The sequence below is a fragment of the Maribacter sp. 4G9 genome, from assembly GCF_002742265.1.
In the GTDB taxonomy this organism is placed as follows: domain Bacteria; phylum Bacteroidota; class Bacteroidia; order Flavobacteriales; family Flavobacteriaceae; genus Maribacter.
Genome location: NZ_MDGL01000022.1, coordinates 1 through 17,454, shown reverse-complemented (window position 1 = coordinate 17,454; position 17,454 = coordinate 1). Strand labels below are relative to the sequence as shown.

General features: G+C 37.6%; 20 protein-coding genes. 7 read left to right on the top strand and 13 right to left on the bottom strand.

Annotated elements, in window-relative coordinates; translation table 11 throughout:
* Positions 1-3: 3 nt before the first annotated feature.
* The 6 genes from BFP75_RS02350 to BFP75_RS02325 are packed head-to-tail and all read right to left on the bottom strand — an operon-like array spanning position 4 to position 6,384.
* Positions 4-2,433, bottom strand: a complete 2,430-nt coding sequence (locus BFP75_RS02350) for a DUF3875 domain-containing protein (protein ID WP_099543071.1) — start codon at positions 2,431-2,433, stop codon at positions 4-6.
* Positions 2,378-2,725, bottom strand: coding sequence for a hypothetical protein (locus tag BFP75_RS02345; protein ID WP_099543070.1), 348 nt, complete (start codon positions 2,723-2,725; stop codon positions 2,378-2,380). The genes BFP75_RS02350 and BFP75_RS02345 overlap by 56 nt, the downstream gene beginning before the upstream one ends.
* A 1-nt stretch (position 2,726) precedes the next feature.
* On the bottom strand, positions 2,727-3,017 hold the full coding sequence (locus tag BFP75_RS02340) for a hypothetical protein (protein ID WP_099543069.1): 291 nt from the start codon (positions 3,015-3,017) through the stop codon (positions 2,727-2,729).
* A 41-nt stretch (positions 3,018-3,058) separates the two neighbouring features.
* Positions 3,059-4,684, bottom strand: a complete 1,626-nt coding sequence (locus tag BFP75_RS02335; RefSeq protein WP_099543068.1) for a type IV secretory system conjugative DNA transfer family protein — start codon at positions 4,682-4,684, stop codon at positions 3,059-3,061.
* 1 nt (position 4,685) lies between these two features.
* Positions 4,686-5,774: a MobB family relaxase gene (gene mobB / locus BFP75_RS02330; protein ID WP_099543067.1), complete on the bottom strand. Its 1,089-nt coding sequence runs from the start codon at positions 5,772-5,774 to the stop codon at positions 4,686-4,688.
* The gene (locus tag BFP75_RS02325; RefSeq protein WP_099543066.1) at positions 5,764-6,384 is read right to left on the bottom strand and encodes a BfmA/BtgA family mobilization protein; all 621 of its coding nucleotides are present in this window, start codon (positions 6,382-6,384) and stop codon (positions 5,764-5,766) included. Before BFP75_RS02325 ends, mobB begins: the two co-directional genes overlap by 11 nt.
* An 804-nt stretch (positions 6,385-7,188) precedes the next feature.
* On the opposite strand from BFP75_RS02325, the gene BFP75_RS02320 reads away from it, so the two are divergent.
* Positions 7,189-8,211 (top strand): replication initiation protein, encoded by a 1,023-nt coding sequence (locus BFP75_RS02320; protein ID WP_099543065.1) that lies wholly within the window; start codon positions 7,189-7,191, stop codon positions 8,209-8,211.
* Between the two features lie 914 nt (positions 8,212-9,125).
* On the opposite strand, the gene BFP75_RS02310 is transcribed toward BFP75_RS02320, so the two are convergent.
* The 4 genes from BFP75_RS02310 to BFP75_RS02295 all read right to left on the bottom strand — a co-directional run bounded on the left by BFP75_RS02310 (position 9,126) and on the right by BFP75_RS02295 (position 10,664).
* Positions 9,126-9,425, bottom strand: coding sequence for a hypothetical protein (locus BFP75_RS02310; RefSeq protein ID WP_099543063.1), 300 nt, complete (start codon positions 9,423-9,425; stop codon positions 9,126-9,128).
* Between the two features lie 145 nt (positions 9,426-9,570).
* Positions 9,571-9,924, bottom strand: coding sequence for a type II toxin-antitoxin system HicB family antitoxin (locus BFP75_RS02305; RefSeq protein ID WP_099543062.1), 354 nt, complete (start codon positions 9,922-9,924; stop codon positions 9,571-9,573).
* Complete coding sequence (locus BFP75_RS02300; protein WP_099543061.1) at positions 9,909-10,166, bottom strand: type II toxin-antitoxin system HicA family toxin; 258 nt, start codon at positions 10,164-10,166, stop codon at positions 9,909-9,911. Before BFP75_RS02300 ends, BFP75_RS02305 begins: the two co-directional genes overlap by 16 nt.
* Positions 10,167-10,328: 162 nt before the next feature.
* Complete coding sequence (locus BFP75_RS02295) at positions 10,329-10,664, bottom strand: hypothetical protein (protein ID WP_099543060.1); 336 nt, start codon at positions 10,662-10,664, stop codon at positions 10,329-10,331.
* A gap of 225 nt (positions 10,665-10,889) precedes the next feature.
* On the opposite strand from BFP75_RS02295, the gene BFP75_RS22535 reads away from it, so the two are divergent.
* Together BFP75_RS22535 and BFP75_RS02285 are read left to right on the top strand one after the other, a co-directional pair.
* Complete coding sequence (locus BFP75_RS22535; RefSeq protein WP_262497592.1) at positions 10,890-11,012, top strand: hypothetical protein; 123 nt, start codon at positions 10,890-10,892, stop codon at positions 11,010-11,012.
* A gap of 483 nt (positions 11,013-11,495) precedes the next feature.
* Entirely contained in the window at positions 11,496-11,720 is a 225-nt protein-coding gene (locus BFP75_RS02285) for a phosphate ABC transporter substrate-binding protein (RefSeq protein ID WP_094998673.1), read from the top strand.
* Between the two features lie 50 nt (positions 11,721-11,770).
* Here BFP75_RS02285 and BFP75_RS02280 read toward each other — a convergent pair whose 3' ends face one another.
* The 3 genes from BFP75_RS02280 to xerA form a co-directional block, all read right to left on the bottom strand.
* Positions 11,771-12,562, bottom strand: coding sequence for an AAA family ATPase (locus BFP75_RS02280; protein ID WP_094998672.1), 792 nt, complete (start codon positions 12,560-12,562; stop codon positions 11,771-11,773).
* A 14-nt stretch (positions 12,563-12,576) separates the two neighbouring features.
* Positions 12,577-13,158 carry a recombinase family protein gene (locus tag BFP75_RS02275; RefSeq protein ID WP_094998671.1) on the bottom strand — a complete coding sequence of 194 codons (582 nt, stop codon included), beginning with the start codon at positions 13,156-13,158 and terminating at the stop codon, positions 12,577-12,579.
* A 121-nt stretch (positions 13,159-13,279) separates the two neighbouring features.
* Positions 13,280-14,098 carry a site-specific tyrosine recombinase/integron integrase gene (xerA, locus tag BFP75_RS02270; RefSeq protein WP_099543058.1) on the bottom strand — a complete coding sequence of 273 codons (819 nt, stop codon included), beginning with the start codon at positions 14,096-14,098 and terminating at the stop codon, positions 13,280-13,282.
* A gap of 207 nt (positions 14,099-14,305) precedes the next feature.
* Here xerA and BFP75_RS02265 point away from each other — a divergent pair, with 207 nt between their 5' ends.
* The 4 genes from BFP75_RS02265 to BFP75_RS02250 all read left to right on the top strand — a co-directional run bounded on the left by BFP75_RS02265 (position 14,306) and on the right by BFP75_RS02250 (position 17,195).
* Positions 14,306-15,121, top strand: a complete 816-nt coding sequence (locus BFP75_RS02265; RefSeq protein ID WP_099543057.1) for an SDR family oxidoreductase — start codon at positions 14,306-14,308, stop codon at positions 15,119-15,121.
* Positions 15,122-15,133: 12 nt separating this feature from the next.
* Positions 15,134-15,631: a hypothetical protein gene (locus BFP75_RS02260; RefSeq protein ID WP_099543056.1), complete on the top strand. Its 498-nt coding sequence runs from the start codon at positions 15,134-15,136 to the stop codon at positions 15,629-15,631.
* Positions 15,628-16,536 (top strand): helix-turn-helix domain-containing protein, encoded by a 909-nt coding sequence (locus tag BFP75_RS02255; protein WP_099543055.1) that lies wholly within the window; start codon positions 15,628-15,630, stop codon positions 16,534-16,536. The genes BFP75_RS02260 and BFP75_RS02255 overlap by 4 nt, the downstream gene beginning before the upstream one ends.
* Before the next feature lie 245 nt (positions 16,537-16,781).
* Positions 16,782-17,195, top strand: a complete 414-nt coding sequence (locus tag BFP75_RS02250; protein WP_099543054.1) for a DUF6326 family protein — start codon at positions 16,782-16,784, stop codon at positions 17,193-17,195.
* Positions 17,196-17,454 lie beyond the last annotated feature (259 nt).

The following is a 17,454-nucleotide window of genomic DNA, read 5'->3' as shown; positions in this document are numbered from 1 at the left end:
GGTTCAATGTGTTTCTATGTGTTCTAATATTGCTTTTTCCATATCTCTTTTTTCTTCATAGAGCTGCATTATTTCTTCATATTCCTTTCCATCGGTCTGGTATAATTTTAATGCCTCTTTGGGTAGTTCTATACGCAAGATCCAAATATCACGCCCTATGATCAGGGCAAATTCAACGAACTTTTTATCGGTGTCCATATCATTGATGGACGTTAGGGATTTTAATAATGTGTGTTGATGTTCGGATAGGGAATAACGCTCTACAAGTGGCGCATAGCCCTTTTCGTTGTATAGGATGTACAAGACCTGTGTATTGTCTATCATTGCGCTTGTATCTTCCCCAATGGGCAATTGGGAAGGGCTTTGTAGGGCCGAACCTACCGATGCGTTCTGTTTACGTATTGCTTGGTAGAAGAACACAACGGTATCACGGATAACCTTGTATTTAATGAATTTGGCAAGCTCGTCAAAAAAGATAATGCCAGGTGTGGCCTTATCCTCCCAAATCAATTTTTTGACCGCCTCGCTCCCTATCAACATCAATATGGACAGGGCGGTCGGGTCGTCCTGTGCCTTGTCGAACTCGAAAACGATATAATCCTTTTCGTCGATCAAGTGGCTGCTGTCCTCTATGTCGTTGAACAGATAGGCATACGCCCCGTCCTTTACAAACCTGGAACATGAGAACAAAAATTTATCCGCATCGAAAAAACGTGTTTCGATTCCTAAATGCGCAAGCAATTTATCCTTATTGGACCTTACGAATTCGTAAAAACTCGGGAATGAAAAGCCCTTTGAAACATTCTCGTAATAGGTTTTTAGAATCTTGATCAGGGCCGTTTCAACATCCGGTTCAATATCGTTTTCGGGCTGCCACAATTTAAAGACAAATTCCGCCAGACTTTTGAGTTTTAACGTATCGATGCCTAGGGGGTCCGCAACATTAAAAGAGTTCAACGGTAAGGGCTTTCCCGGTTCAAATGAAAAGAACAAGGTCGTTTCTTTCGGTAAGAGCAATGCCAATTTTTTGAAACTGCCCCCAATATCAAAAATTACGCTCTTATAGCCGAACTCGTTGAACTGTCTGAAAATGTGTTGGGCCAAAACGGACTTTCCTTCGCCCGTTGGGGCGTATATTGAAAAATTCCACGCCTTGATACGTCTTTTGAGTTCATCCCTAACATCCCTGATCACGGGGATGTTATATAACCTATCCGAAAAAACGATGCCCTCGTCATCATTGCGGTAGGAAGTAACGTTCAAGAAAAGTGCCGTGCATATTTGCAGTTCCGTATCGTACATCCGGTTCTTGCTGATACTACCTGAAAAACCCCCGAAAGAATTGATATAAAGCTCTTTTAATACCTCTTTTTTTGGATATTGGGGCCTAAAATCGTGAAGTTTGAAAAGGGTTTCGATATAGTTGGTACAACTATCGAATTCTTTGTCGCTCGATGCGTAATAAATAATGTTGGTATGCCCCTGGACCAATATTTTTTGTTCGTCCCTATTGAGTTCCGACAAGTATTTTTTTACATCCTCCCCCGCATCCTTGTTCTCGGTATCAAAGCCCTCCGCACCCTTTAATCTTCTGCCCTGCTCTTTTAGAGCCTCCTTTTTACTGTGGTGATTGTCCAGATAGATGATTTGGTTATAGATATGGTCGTGTGGGATCCTAAAACCGAAATCATCGCCCAAACCCTTAAAAAACTCGAATTTTTTGGAACTGTAATCGTTGTCCCTTTTGTAAATATCTATATGCTCGGGAAACTGCTTTATCTTGTTGATGGAGAAGGCGCCAATCCTTTTATTGCCTACCGAAATACAATTTTTTCCGTTGCTGGTGTCCTCGAGGTCTGAATCATAATAGGTGTTGCTATGAAACCCGTTGAAGTAATTTTCCTGTAACAGATACAGATCATCGGGCGTAAGCGGTACCGCTTTTATATACTTTGAATTATTGAGGAAATCAATACATTTGGACACCTCGGATTTGAAAGTATCGTCCCTCTCGAACTCAGCTAATAATTTGTCCTTTTTTACCAATGTGGCAAAGGGATTGAAAAGCGATGGGTTCTTTAGGAAGCTCTTGCCCCTGTTCCCGATAAAAAGTAATGGAAAATGCAGAAAATATTCCCTCCCCGAAAAATGTCTTTTGGTCGCCTTTTGTATGAAAGTGTTATCGGGCAGATTCTCCCCGTCATATAATTGTTTGATAAAAATATCCTGTTTGTGTACATAGCTGAAAACCGGCAATTGACGTAATGCCCTGAACCAAAAATCGTGCATAGCGATATAGTCCTCTTTCCCAAGGGTAAAAATCTCGGGCAGAACCAAAGTATATGCAAAGACAGTATCCCCGTTATTCGATAGAAAACTATTGTTTTCTGTGCTCAGTATCGGAGGATTTGTTGATAATTGGATTGTTTTCATCTTTTAATTCATAAAGGTTGTTGTCTATGGATCCAGGTAGCTTTTTGGAGCTTATTTCATCCAAAATATCGGTTCGGTCAAAATACTGGATAACCATAAAAGAGATTACGTTCAGTATAATGACAAGGAAGAGGGTCTTACCTGAAAAGCTTACCAGTAGAATGCCCAGGGAAGCGAAAAGCACCCCGACAAAAACGAAGAAATAATTGAAACTCAATTTTAGCAATAGCGCTTTCTTATTGATGTTTTTCTCCACTCGTAAACGATATGGCGGTAAATTCCCTTTTTCCATCTTAGAACTTTAAGGATAAAATGTACGTGATCACGCCCCCGATTATGGTAATTGCAGCGAACCAAAGCAAAATGCCCCTAAAGAAGCCCATATAATCCCTGTTCTCTCCCGTAAGCTTGCCACTATTGGCTATTGCGGACACCAAAAAGACGGCTGCCAAAATATAAACTGCCGCCCCTTTAACTTCGTCCCAAAGGGATTCTGCGCCCTGTTCCAACCCAAGGTTTTGCTGTGCCAAGATTGGGGAAATGGCGAACAAAATTAGTCCTAGCGATAAAATTGATTTTTTCATAATGTGAAAAGTTTAGATTAAAAATTATAGTTAAATATCGATTATAAATTGACTGCGTTTTTGAATATTGAATCGTAACTGCGTTGGACCTCCCAATCGGTTACTGCATTCAATGGTTTTATTGGTTCTGTAATAATTCTTGGCATTTTTATACTGGCATCAAAGTTTTGCCCTTTATCATCAAAAACAAAGAACTGCCCTGTTCTCCTTTGGAACATTTCATAGGATTTGTGTTTCTTTTCATCCCTTTCGCTTGTGGTGGTCCTCGCATCGGTAGCCTCAAAAAACGCTCCGTTTTTTTTGGAAATCGACTTTTGTTTTATTTTGACATCCTCAAAATAACTTTCAAAAAATTTAGCTGTGTCGGGGTCGTTGGTCTTTCCGAAAAACAGGGTCGATAGGTTGGCCAGAATTTCTTTCATTACATTTAACGATAACTGGTTTACGGCTTGTATTTTATCTTGCATCATATAAATAGTAGCTATATTGAAACTTCGCATTGTTGCCGGAACACGCTCTATTTTTGGTATTTTCAAAGTTGGTGCCTCGTCCAAAAGGATAAACGATGGAACCCTGTTTCTTTCGCTCATTTGAAGGATTACCGCTTGGGCCACGATAGAAAAAAGTGGTTCGTAAATCTCCCCGTATTTTGGTTTGTTTACCATGCACAAAACCGATCTTTCCTCTTGATCATTCAGCGCAAGATTGATCTCGTTGCTCTGCATACTGTGAATAATACTAGGTACATCGAACATCCTAAAGGCGTTGGACAGACTGGCTTTTACCCCTGCCATTTGTTTTGATGAATCGGCGCTATCCAAAAAGGCCCTGCCTTGTCTTGCTGCATTCGGATTGCTTTCTATGAACCTTACCAATCCGTCTACATCTTTGACCAGAAAAATCGCCACCAAATAGGAGAAAGAACAAAATTTAGGATGATCTTCCTTCAATTTGATTATTGCCCCTGTAATTGCCCCTTCTGCTGCCTTTACAAAAAATGGGTTTCCCTTATCTTCATTTGAAAGAACGCTGTTGACTATGCATTTGCTCATTAAAAGAACATCTTCTTTCTTTTCAAGAATTTGTATGGCTATAGGGTTTAGTTGAACACTTTTATCGGGTTCTGCAGGGGAGAAATTATTTACCGGTATCTCGGCATCCCTATAGAACCAATTGATTATTTCTACAAATTCAAAATCCTTATAATCATAGATTAGACCAGGAACATTTCTTGAACCCATCCAGTATAAAATCCAGCCGGCAATCGAAATGGTTTTGCCACTTCCGGCAGCCCCCTGAACGCTAACCCCTTTTAATATATTCACAACGATGGGTTTGCCGTTCTTTCTTTGGATCCTTATATCGAAAACCCCTAGTTTCCTTTCAGGGACAATCAATAAGATCAACTTCCATAACACAAACAATAACAAGGCCGTTACTATCGATGGTAGTTGATAAAAAACAAAATAATCCTTGAAATTCAAGCCGCTGAATCTTTGTACAAAAAAGTATAGTATGGTAATGGCCATAACCGCTATTCCGTACACCGCTATTTTGTTCTTGGCCCAAGCGGAAATCAAATAATAGAGCAAGAACACTACATTTACACCAAGGATAACCCTTTGTGTAATGTCCGAAGCCCCTAAAAATTGATTTACATATTCCATATTAGATACTTGCTGCCCTTGATATTTGTTTGCCCAATTCTGTAATTACTTTCTTGGTAATATTGATCCCTGCCGATACTGGATTGGTGTACGCCCCTTTGTCCAGGGCCTGCATGATCGCCTTGACCGCTTGTTTTTCAACCTCTGAAATGAACTTTTTAGGGATGTGCTTGGGATTGCTTACTGCGATCCCGGCCGCTTTTTGCATTGTTTTGTCCTGAATGCTCTCGAGGACCGCCCTTTTAGCGATCATCTTAGCGAATGATTTGGGATTCGTTGCGCCCATTATCATCCCATAGTTCAAGCGATAATTGTAACTATCCTTTATGTTTCTCGAGTACTTGAATTTTTCATCGAAGATCCGTTCCCCGTTCTGGACAAATTGGTCACGGTTGAAACCTTTTGAATGTTCCTTGCCGTTCAAAACTCCTTTACCTTCTCTTTGATTCGATAAAGGGGATAGTTTGAATTTTTGTTTATAATCGTAACGGCTTACCACAATATGAACGTGCATATTGTTACCATCCTTAACAGCTCCCTCTAAAATCGCCGTTCCTTCGGAATTCCGGATATACTTTTTTTCCAGTTCCGCGACTATTTTAGGGTTGTCCATATTCTTGATGATATCTTTCCTGATTTTCGAGTTGTGGGCTATTTCTGTGGCGTACTTTCTATCCCCGAATTTATAGGTGCGTTCATTTTCTACCTTGGCAAAATACATGATGTCCTTTCCGGTCAACGGTGTTCCATCCTTATACTCCCTATGAAAATTTGAAGCATAGTTATCCATTAAATCATTGACATACGATTTCAATAGTTCGGGATTGCCGTTAATATGTGCCACTTCTTTAGGGCTGGGATTTACCGTAAGCATATAAAATTTCGTTTCTTCTTTACCTAATCTTCCTTTGTTGGCATCCAACGTCCTTTCTGCTGTTGCCCCGTCTATATTCGATCTATGGTTATTAAAAAAATATTCCTGGTCCAATGGGTCTTTCTCCCTATTCTCCTTTTCCAAATATTGGATAAGGTCGCTAGAACTTCCCGCGTTTTTGGAAACCTGATCAGGACTATGGATTTTAATTATCATTCAATATTTTTTGTATGCGCTCATAATCCCTTTGATTGATATTGGCATTGAATTTCCCGCCCGATAAAGCCCCTGACTTTGATAATTTACTAAACAGAAAACTGAGCTCTGTTCTGAATATCTTCCTCTGCGCTTTTGCCTTTTCAAGTTCCCCGAGTAAATTTTCATCGTTTGAAAAAGTTTCCTTTTCAATAGTATATTCCACTATTTTCTTAGGTTGTTTTTCTTCCTGTATTTGGTTAGCCGGAACGGTAAATTTAACATCGTCCTTTTCTGCATTTTCCGTGGCGAATTTTAAAATATCCATACTCTGCAAAGCATCGAAAAGCTTAATATGGCTTTCTGTCAGACCTTGGACCTGGCCCTTCATGGGAACAAAAAAATCCTGCTCCCTTTTCTTTATAAAACCAATGATCCTATTCTCAAGATTTTTGATCAGATCGGGAATATTGGGCAATGATGTAGTATATACATCAATTCCACTTTTATATAAAAATTGGATGGCCATACTTAGATAATCGATTTCGCTTTTTCCGTTTCTTTTAGCTAATATGGTAAGGTTGTTTTTGGCCTCGGAATAGATTTTTATGCTTGCCCTTTCAGAACTCATTTGCTTGGGAATTAATTGATTGCGTCTCTATTTTTGTCTACTAAATAAAAATATATAGTACTATATACCAATGGTTTATAAATCAATGTCTACTTATTTGAGGCTGAATGTATACAAAATAATTCTAAAGTAGACCGTTAAAACATCGATATTCGTTGAAATGCAACGTAACTGAGTAGACAACTGTATCGGGGCTTCCCCGATTCCATCTCGCTTTCCAATTTCGAGCGAAGCTCTCATTGAAAATAAAAAAAAACCTAGTTCATAAATCATCTGTACCGGAACATTTTTCTGTTACTAAAACTCGGCCTCTGAAAATGAGATTTTTGGGGCGGAAAAAAATTAAAAAACGGGATGGACGGAGATATTATTTATCGGAATAAATCCTCAAAAAAGGTTAAACAAAATAGTGTCTTGTATAGATAAAATCTATCGAAAAAAATCTTCGGATGCTTTTTTGACCTTTCTTCAAAACCTTGTTTCTTTTTGCGGAGCAAAAGTGGAATTATGAAAAAGTGGCGTGATTTTTTTAAAATCATGACGGTTTTGAAACCTTATTAACATATTCACAATACATATCAAAATTACTTTAGCCTTTATTAAAGAACTAAATAAAAATAACAGAATGGTAATACTAAATTACAGCCGTCGTGTATTTGCAGTAAATATTAATGGTTGAAGCGTTTTACTCTAACCGATTGGGGATACTACTCTAACCGATTGGGGATGTTTTCTAACTGATTGGGGACAAAACTCTAACTTAATTTCCTATTTTTGATTCATTAACTCTAACCGATTGAGGATATGGCCATAATTGTTGACAGAGATACTAACAAAAAAATCAAACTTCCTGAAATTGTTAGACAGCCCTATCAGCTTACTGCAAATTTCGTAAAATTTAACTTCTCAGCTGGTGAAAACAGAGTAATTGTCAGGATTTTACAAAGAATAAAGGTACATCAAGAAATCGACTATAACCCCCAAATAGACTTAGATGGGAACATATCGCTTCAGTTTCATTACAGGGACTTGATTTTGGACACCACGAACACGAAAGAGCGCCTGGACGATACTTTTGTAAGTCTTAGGGAAAAAACCCTGCCTATTTCCAGTAAAATGACCGTGGACGGCAAAGAAGAGGATTCTGTAAAGCTCGTTGGGGTTATAGAGAAACCGGAATGGACCGTAAGCCGCTCCCATGTAAAGCTAAATCTAGATGCTGGATTTTACGGTTTCCTAACCGATTTGAGCAAAGGTTATACCGAATACATTGCTGAGAGCAGCTTTAATCTTACCGGAACCTACAACATTAAATTTTACTACTACATAAGGCAATGGTTTTCCCAGGGAGGAAGAACGGTCCATAGTCTGGAACAATTTCGGAAGGAACTTGAAATACCTGATTCAAAATACAAAAACAATACATCGAGCGCTTTCAAACAAAAGATAATCGATCCTGCTAAAAAAATGTTGGATGAAATTGCCGACGTTAGCTTTAACTATACGGATATTAAAAGAGGCAGGAAGACCGTAGGCTTTAGTTTCAAGTTTTACAAGACAAACAATAAATCCCCTGTTCGCCACAATGTTGAAAGGGTAGAAGAAATTTTCGCCCTCTTGGATGCTAATTTCAAGCTATCTAAGGAAGACAAAAGTAGATTGATAGGCATTATGAACAAGTATCAGTTTACGTTCCTTAAAACGCTAATAAACACCCATTATTTCGATATAAGCGAAAATTACGATAAGATGGGCGACCTGCCCAATGCTGTAAATAAGGTAATACTTGATAACTACGACCACCTATTTCAAAAAGAAGCTAGTTAATCTAACCAAATGAGGATAGATCCTCTTTTTCAGAATTAAGTGCAGCCTGAGTATTCTAACACTTTGGGGATGGGTCTGTCTAACCATTTGAGGATTGATAGAACAGCCTTTCAATCAGCGTTTTAGAGATAAACTAACCGATTGGGGACAACCTTTACGGCCTCCAGAACCCCGCAAATCCTAGCTATTCTAACTAATCGGGGATGAAAAAGGTCAAAAAAGCAACCGAATTCTAACCATTTGAGGATAGGGAATAGCCCAAAAAACAGGGACTTGAGGCTATTCTTGCGTTTTGGAGCAAAAACAAAGGAACTGTAAAATATTATCGCTAACCGATTGGGGATGCTCGAAAACCCAACAAACTATAGTAAAAAAGGCAATTCTAACGCTTTGCGGATGAAACAAAATCTAAGACGCAATTGTTTTCTCTAACCGATTGGGGATGGAAAAAAGGAAAAAAAGGAAAAAGTTTTATTGATAAATCGTATCTTTATCTTGAAAGAAGCAAACGCAAGTTTGAATCGAGAATCGGAAGCGCTCACAAGGTGTTTCCGATTTTTTTATACTTCTTTTGAGGTGGGTTCGTTCTTTCCCTTTTGGTAACTGGCCAACCTTTCCCCATCTTTCCCCTTGATATATTTAAATACATTAAAAAATACCCAATTGGGAAATTGACGGTTTAGAAAATCCCTGAAGGTTAACAGATTGTTTACGTTTTCGTATCTAAGCCATTTACAATTTGTACACTTGGTGTCAAATCTTCTTTTTTGGTCTTTCTGTGATTGACATTCGTCACACAGAACTTTTGCAGTTGCCCTATATCTTAAAGTAGCCATCTTAATGGGTGATTAAAAATATTACCGTCCTTACAGCATATTTTTCATATGGAGCAAACAAAACATGATCGGGAATTTTCATATGGCTTGTAATAGCTTATTTTTCTGTTCTGATAATTCATCTTCAATATCGAACAGTACTTTTACCTCTCGCTTGTAGTCTTTCAGTTCCTCTCGGGCCTCGGACAGTTCCTGTTCCAATTTTAAAATGGTCCGGCTCTGCTTTTCAATGGTTTTTTGGTCATTAAAAAACTCCTTGAGGACACGCATTAAAATAGAGGGGGTTGTATTCAATGAGAATTTTTTCCCCACCTTTTTTAATAATGCCTGTTCCGATTTCTGAATGTTCCTGATATAACAACTGTTTGCAATAGCCATAATCGATAATTTTAGGTTTAAACATCTACTTTTTTGCCTTCCGGAAACCGGTCCAATTTTCTGTAGACGGTAGAAATGTAGATATTTCGTGCTTCCTGGGCGAGCTGCCGGCAATGATGGCCATGTCAAATTGTAGATGTTTAGGTCAGTTCAATACCTTGTCCTCGTTCTTTACTAAAAAGTCGAAAGCCTTATTGACCAGCTCGTTCAATTTCATTTTCTTTTTTTCGGCAATGATCACTAAATCCCTATGTGTCTCGTTGGATGTGCGCACATTGAAAACCCCTTTGAAAAACTTGTTGGGTTCTTTCTCCAAATCTACGCACATCTGTAAATAGTCCTCGACCGCATCTTCGAATTCGCTTCGAAGCTCCACAACCGAAGTACCTTCATAAGTAACCAAATCATTGATTCCGATAATCTTTCCATGAAGCACACCATCATCTGCGCTGAACTCTACGGAACCTAAATAATCCTTGTATTTTAAATAATCTTCCATAACTTCAATTTTTCCAAGATTTGTTTAATTACATATTGTTTTACAATATTGCTGGGATGCGGTTTGTGAAGGTTGATAATGTTTTTATCGGTATCAACAAACTTTACCCGGGAACCCCCGGTTTTCCCTTTTTTCGATATTTCGGCAAAACCGAAATGAGACAATATTTTTACAAGTTCTTCCCAAGTCAGATCCTTTGGATTGCTTTTGAATTTTGCTATTAACTTATCAATCTTGCTCATGATCAAAGATAAGGATAAAGAATGTAACTATAAAATAGTTACGTAATTATTTTACTCTTTTTTATATTTGTTTCTGTGTAAAAAAGAGTTCAGCCACAAACCGAAAACCCATATCGGTATAATCAATAAATGCCACCACTCGAATACGTAATCTTCCATAGCTTAAATACCTTCTTTGGCGTCATCGAGCATTTGTTTTATTTCTTCTTCGTTTTCCTCTAAAAAGGATTTTTCCAAGTACTGGTTGCAGAGCAGTTTCATGATTTTTACGCTGTCCTTATGGACACGGGCGTATTTCAGTTCGTCCCCCTGGTATGCGAAAACACATTTCGGAGAGCCAAGGGTCAGGATCCGCAACATCCTTTCCTCGGTTACGTCCACTCCCCCATCACGGAACCCTTGGGCGTGTACGACTGTAATTACTTTCCTCTCGTAAGCGTCCATTTCGTCCCAGGGCTTTGTCGTTTCTATTGCCATGTTTGCGCTGCTATCCCCCATTGTTGTTGATGTTTGAATTATCCAAATACATAAACTAATATTTAATACACTCTAAACTAATAGTTTAGACATTTAAGAAAATTTAATACTTTTTGAAATCCCCTACCCTTTTTGTAATTTTGTAACCTACAATCGTGCCACCTCGGGCAGCTAGATTTTTACTCCACTTTCCCAATGACGTACAATCAGATTCACTATTCTTTTTAACCTATTTAACCAGACCAAATGACCACTATTGAAATTATCGCCATTGTGCTTTCCATTATCTTGACCGTTAGCGAAATCATCATCAATTTTAAGACCATCCTTTGCTTCATTTTCAGGAAGCATCCGGCTTGCGGATGTTGATTTTTCTCCGTATCTTAAAAAGGTGTTCTATTTGACATAAAAACGCTTATGGAACTCGCTATTCCACACACTTCCAGTCGTTTACGTTTTTTTCGTCCCTTAGAGCGGCTTAAAATCGGACGTTTGCTTACAGTTTTACCCGATATCGGCCATATGCGCCTTACAATCTGTAAGGCCTAGTGACCTCATAGCTGCATAAAACGACAACTTAGCTCACAGGTACTGAAAACACTGGCACTTCTTATACAATGGTTACATCTCAAAAGTTGGCCAAAAGTCCAATTGGATTAACCAAACTACTATTCTGCAAATGCTTAAGAACATTCGTTTGTTTCGGGATTACACTACCATTTCATAGCTTTTGAATATAACTTGTGCCCAAACTGTTTTATGGACTATCTTTACGGAAATCAACCGATTATGTTTCTTTCCAAATTCCTAAAAGGCTCAATGTTTTAAGTATTCACTTAAAACATTGAAATCGTGAAATATACGAAACGATTTGAAAGGGCTTTTGGACTTACCCCTGAAGGACATATTGATTTTCCAAAGAAAATATCCAATGTTCGTTTATCAAGGATTGACAACTATCTTAAGATGGGTGGCTGTTGTTACTGTTTTCCCCACGGGATTGAAACGACCAACTCGAAGTATTCAAAACGTACCAGGAACTGGAAAAAACATAGGAGAAACCAATACAAGGGATAAATGGTGGTATCCATTTTTTGACGGCACCGCATATTATAATACCGGACTTTCTACTTGAAAAACCTCAAATAGCTTTCTGGACTTTGCAGGAACGACCTTGTAATAGTGTAATGTTCTGTCTCCTCCAAAGATACTTTGTTCATTCCTTTGTCGGTCACCTCATATATATTGGCTCCGGGATATGCCATAAGCATAGGTGAATGTGTAGCTATAATGAATTGGGACATATGGGATTTAAGATGTTCTTGGATAAAATAAAGCAAGGACAACTGTTTGGATGGTGACAAAGCGGCCTCCGGTTCATCCAATAGAAATATCCCGTTTCCATTTATAGTATCGTCCATTATCTTCAGGTAGGCCTCCCCATGAGAAAAACCTTGTAGATCCTGACCATAGTTCAATCGCATTCGATAAATCTGATAGTTTTGGTTGTCCTTCATTTCTTGGATGATATGGTCTGGAACTTCTCCATAAATATCCTTGAAGGATTCATGGAGCCTGGCATCCTCTCTGTCGATACTGTTCAAGAGGTCACCAAAGTCCTCTGCCCTGAAGAAAAATCCTCTGGGTTTTTCAATTTTCCAATCTAAATGCAGATATGGCGTCAACGAACGGGCTGCCTTGAAACAATTTTTACCATACCCAAATCCATCCATATGTGGTAATTGTAAACGAAGTGCCAATGTTTCGAGCAATGTGGACTTTCCGGTACCGTTATCACCTATAATAAAGGTAACAGGTGCGGATACATCAACGTCCTTTGCAAACTTTATTGCACTGACATCATAGGGAAACGGATGGGTTCTTTCTGTAGTTATGCTAAGTGATGTGAGGTAAGACATAGCCTTGTCTGAGATTAACTACTTGATTTTGACGAAAGTTCTTTTTCTACTCTATAAAAAGAGGTCTTACCGATTTTTGCCCGTTTGCAGGCCAAATCAATCGATACTCCTTGATTCCCGTACAGATGCTTGGCATAATGGTACTTTTCGATTGTTTCAATCTTCGACCCTTTGGGCCTGCCCAACAACTTGTTCCGCTTTCTTGCATTATCAAGCCCCACCTTTGTGCGTTCACTGATAAGGTTGCGTTCGAATTCCGCAACTGCCGCAAAAATCTGTAATAAAAATTTACCGTTGGCCGATGTGGTGTCGAATTCCGGTTCGCTCAAGCTTTTGAAATGTACCCCTGCCTCATTGAACCTATCAATAAGTTCAACCATATTTTTCAGCGAACGGAAAACCCTGTCGTTTTTATAGGTAAGGATAGTGTCCCCCTTTCGCATATATCTCAGCATTTCGTTCAATCCTTTTCTGTCGTCCCGGGTACCGCTTGCTATATCCTTATAAATTTTCTCACAACCAGCATTTTTTAACAGATCGATCTGTGCTTCAAGCTTTTGCTCGGGTGTCGATACCCTGGCATATCCTACTACCATTTTTAGTTCCGTAAAAGGTTATATAACGAAACTACTAAAAAGAACGATAAATGGAACTAGGATAAGATATTTTTTTAGGGCATTTCGGTTGTACCGAAAAACGGCCAATTTATGGAACGGTTCAATCATCAAAAGGACTTGTCACATTCAACAAAGTAGGTTCAGTAACTTGGGTATAAATCATGGTCGTCTTAATGGAATTGTGCCCTAAAAGTTTTTGGATGATTCTAATATCGGTACCATTTTCCAATAGGTGCGTTGCGTAACTGTGCCTCAAGGTATGCGCGGTGATGTTTTTATTTATTCTGGCCCTTTTGGCAGCAGCCTGGAGAAGCTTGTTGAAACTTGACGAAGAATACCTGTCTCCCTTTTGGCCTTCAAATAGGTATCGTTTGGGCGTATATTCTTTATAGTACTCACGAAGCATTGACAAGGTTTTTTCAGATAAGGGTACTATCCTGTCCTTGTTGCCCTTTCCTGATTTAATATGTATCACCATTCTGGATGAATCTATATCCTTGATTTCAAGTGCAATCAACTCGCCTACCCTTAAGCCTGCACTGTAGACCACGGCTATCATGCTCTTATGCTTGATGTTGTTGGCTTTTTCAATGATTTTAAGAACTTCCTTTCTTGCGATGACTACGGGAAGTCTGTCCGGTTTTCTACTTGGGAACAGAAATTCCAGGTTAATGTTTTGATCGAAAACCTCCCTGTAATACAGCTTCAAGGCCATTGCTATCTGTTTCTGATAGGAATAGGATACTTTCTTAGTGTGTACCATATGATAGAAGTACCTGTGAAGTTCGGTTTCATCAATCTTGTTCAGTGGCTTTTCGAAAAATTGAATGGCCATCTTTACGATTGAGGAATAACTCTCTATGGTATTCTTACTATACCGTTTAACCTCCAGTATTTTGACAAAATCAGGCAATGGCATAATAATGTGAAGATATCTATTTATGATGAAAAAGTACTATTTTTATTCCAAAATGGTATGGTTGTCCGGGATTGTTCGGATATCCAATAGTTAGCAGTAAGCTTAAACCGACAATCCGTAAAAAGAATACAAAGAACCCGAATTTGTATTATCTGACAGATGAACTAAATTGACAACTTTGCACCTTAATTTTAAATTCATAAAAAAATGAACAAGACAATTTTAATTACAGGTGCAAGCAGTGGTATAGGAAAAGAAACTGCAAAATTATTTCAGTCAAAGGGTTGGAATGTAATCGCTACGATGCGAAATCCAGAAAACGAAACAGAATTAAGTCAATTAGACAATGTTTTAGTTGCCAGACTTGATGTTTTAGATGTGGATTCTATTCAAAAAGCATTTAAGGACGGAATTCAAAAATTTGGAAATGTTGACGTATTGCTTAATAATGCAGGTTATGGTGCTTTTGGACCATTAGAAGCATTTAGCAGGGACAAAATTTTACGCCAATTCAACACTAATGTTATTGGGCTTTTAGATGTTACCCAAACCGTTTTACCACATTTTAGACAAAACAAAAAGGGAATAATTATCAACATTTCGGCTATTGGTGGCAAAATGACTTTTCCATTAGGTTCGTTGTATCACGGGACAAAATTTGCAGTTGAAGGTATTTCCGAATCACTCAACTATGAAGTAGAGCAATTTGGTGGACAAGTAAAAATTGTAGAACCAGGTATGATAGCGACTGATTTTGCAGGCAGGTCATTCGATTTCAGCAATGATGAAAATATGTCTGAATACCAAAACATTGTAGGTGCATTGATGACAGCAATGCCTACAATGGCACAAAATGCGTCACCTGCAAGTATTGTTGCAGAAGTAATTTTTGAAGCGGCTACTGATGGCAAAAACCAATTGCGATATACAGCCGGTGAAGATGCAAAAATGCTTATTGCAAACCGTCAACAATATGATGACGCTACATTTATAGGTGGTATTAAATCACAATTTGGACTGTAAAACATTGTAAATATGAATCCTGTTGTAAAATATTTTAATGGAGAAAAAGCCGAAAGCTATATTTTCATACTAATAGGAGTCATTGCTTTGGCAATGGCTCTCTATTTCATTTTTGCTTTGAAAACCTCTTTTTGGAAAGGTGTTGCCATACCTTTTATTATTGTTGCTTTATTAGAGTTTATAGTCGGTTATACCATAGTTATCAGAAGCCCAAAAGACATTGCACGTGTTGAAACTTTTATTCAAAAAGAATCCCAAAGTGTAAAAACAATTGAAATTCCTCGAATGGAAAAAGTATTGAGCAATTTTGTGATTTATAGATATGTAGAAATTGCATTAATCATTTTAGGCATTGTATTGATGTATAGTTCTATGAATGACACATTTTGGAGAGGAATTGGACTTGGTTTATTTATCCAAGCCAGTATTGTTTTGTGTTTAGATTTTTTTGCTGAAAGACGAGGGCATATTTATATTGTATATTTACAAGAATTAGTTGAAAAAATATGAGCGAAATAATACAACTTCAAAGCATTGCCGACTTACATAAATTATTTAATTTAGGGAATAGTCAACACCCATTAGTGGCTGTTTTGGATTTTAGTAAAGTTACTGAGCAAGTAGAGCAGAATTCTAAAATCACGACCGACTTCTATTCTATTATGTTCAAGAACTATTGCAAGAACCATATTAAATATGGTAGAAAAACCATAGATTTTCAAGACGGAAAGCTCATTTGTATAGCACCCAATCAAACAATTGAAATAGACAATGAAATAGAAGAAAGAGAAGATAAAATGGGTTGGGGTTTGTTTTTTCACCCTGATTTAATTCGTTCTACAACACTAAATCAAAAAATTAAAGAATATAGTTTTTTTCAATACGAAGTTTCAGAAGCCCTTCATTTATCAGACAAAGAAAAGAATATTTTATTGGAATGTGTTCAAAAAATCCAAACCGAACTACAAGAAAATATTGATGTGCATAGCCAATACATAATTGTTTCAACGATAGTATTATTATTAAACTATTGTTCAAGATTTTATGGCAGACAATTGATAACAAGAAGCCAAAGCAACAAGTCTATAATATCGCAAATAGAAAACCTATTAACTCAATATTTTGCTGACAACAAAATAAATGAACAAGGCTTACCAACTGTAAAATATTTAGCAAATAAAGTTCATTTATCACCAAGCTATTTGAGTGATTTACTAAAAAAAGAAACGGGTAAAAACGCACAAGAACATATTCATTTCTATCTTATTGAGGAAGCAAAGAATTTACTTTTGAATTCAGAAAAGAACATTAATGAAATTGCCTTTGATTTAGGATTTGAATATCCGCAATACTTTAATAAACTATTCAAGAAAAAAACAGGTAAAACACCAATGGAATATAGGAACTTGAATTAATAAAGCCTACTGCTAACAGGGGTTTTGCAAAAGCTGGGCTTCAGTGCTAAATTGAACATTTGTGCTTCTATTTGGCATTTGTACTAACCTGAACATTTGTACTTCTAAACCCAGCCTTCGCAAAGCCCCAAAACGTTGGCAACAAGCTAAAAATCGAGCTAATTTTATTATGCAGGCAACCATTTGAAAGGATATTACGTCTTTATGAATGAACAGATTCTTAACACTATAAAGACCAAACCAAAATGTTAGAAAACCCAAAAGTAAACATCAAAATAAAACTCGCTTCATTGTGGACTTCAGCGACATTCTGCTATTTGTATGGCGACTATTTTGAACTGTACACACCGGACAAAGTAAATAGTTTGATTTCAGGAGATAATATAATGGATAGTCCGTCTATGCTGCTAATAGCGTCTATTATTTTAGCAATTCCATCTATAATGGTGGCACTTTCAATTTTCCTTAAACCAAAAATAAACCGAATTCTTAATATAGTATTTGGAGCCATTTTCACAATTATGATGATATTTATCGGAATTATGTCAACGAACGAATGGTATTTGTTTTATGTCTTTTTAGCATTTTTAGAAAGTATAATTACAGCTTTAATTGTCTGGTACGCTTGGAAATGGCCTAAAGAAAAATCAGGACTGTAAATGTCCAAAAATCAATTTTAAAAAATAATGACCAAACTCGGAGAAGTAGAAATTTGAACCAATTGCTGAAAGAATAAAGTCGAGTAGGTAAAGGGGGGTTTCACCCCTAAACCTCTCACAGAACCGTACGTGATACTCTCGCATCATACGGCTCTTCTTAACAAGTCAAGGCTTAAATCCATATTGCCAATGCACAAATAGATTAGGATAATGCTTTGCAGTTTCCTGTAACCATTTGTAAGCAAAGAACCAATGTTTT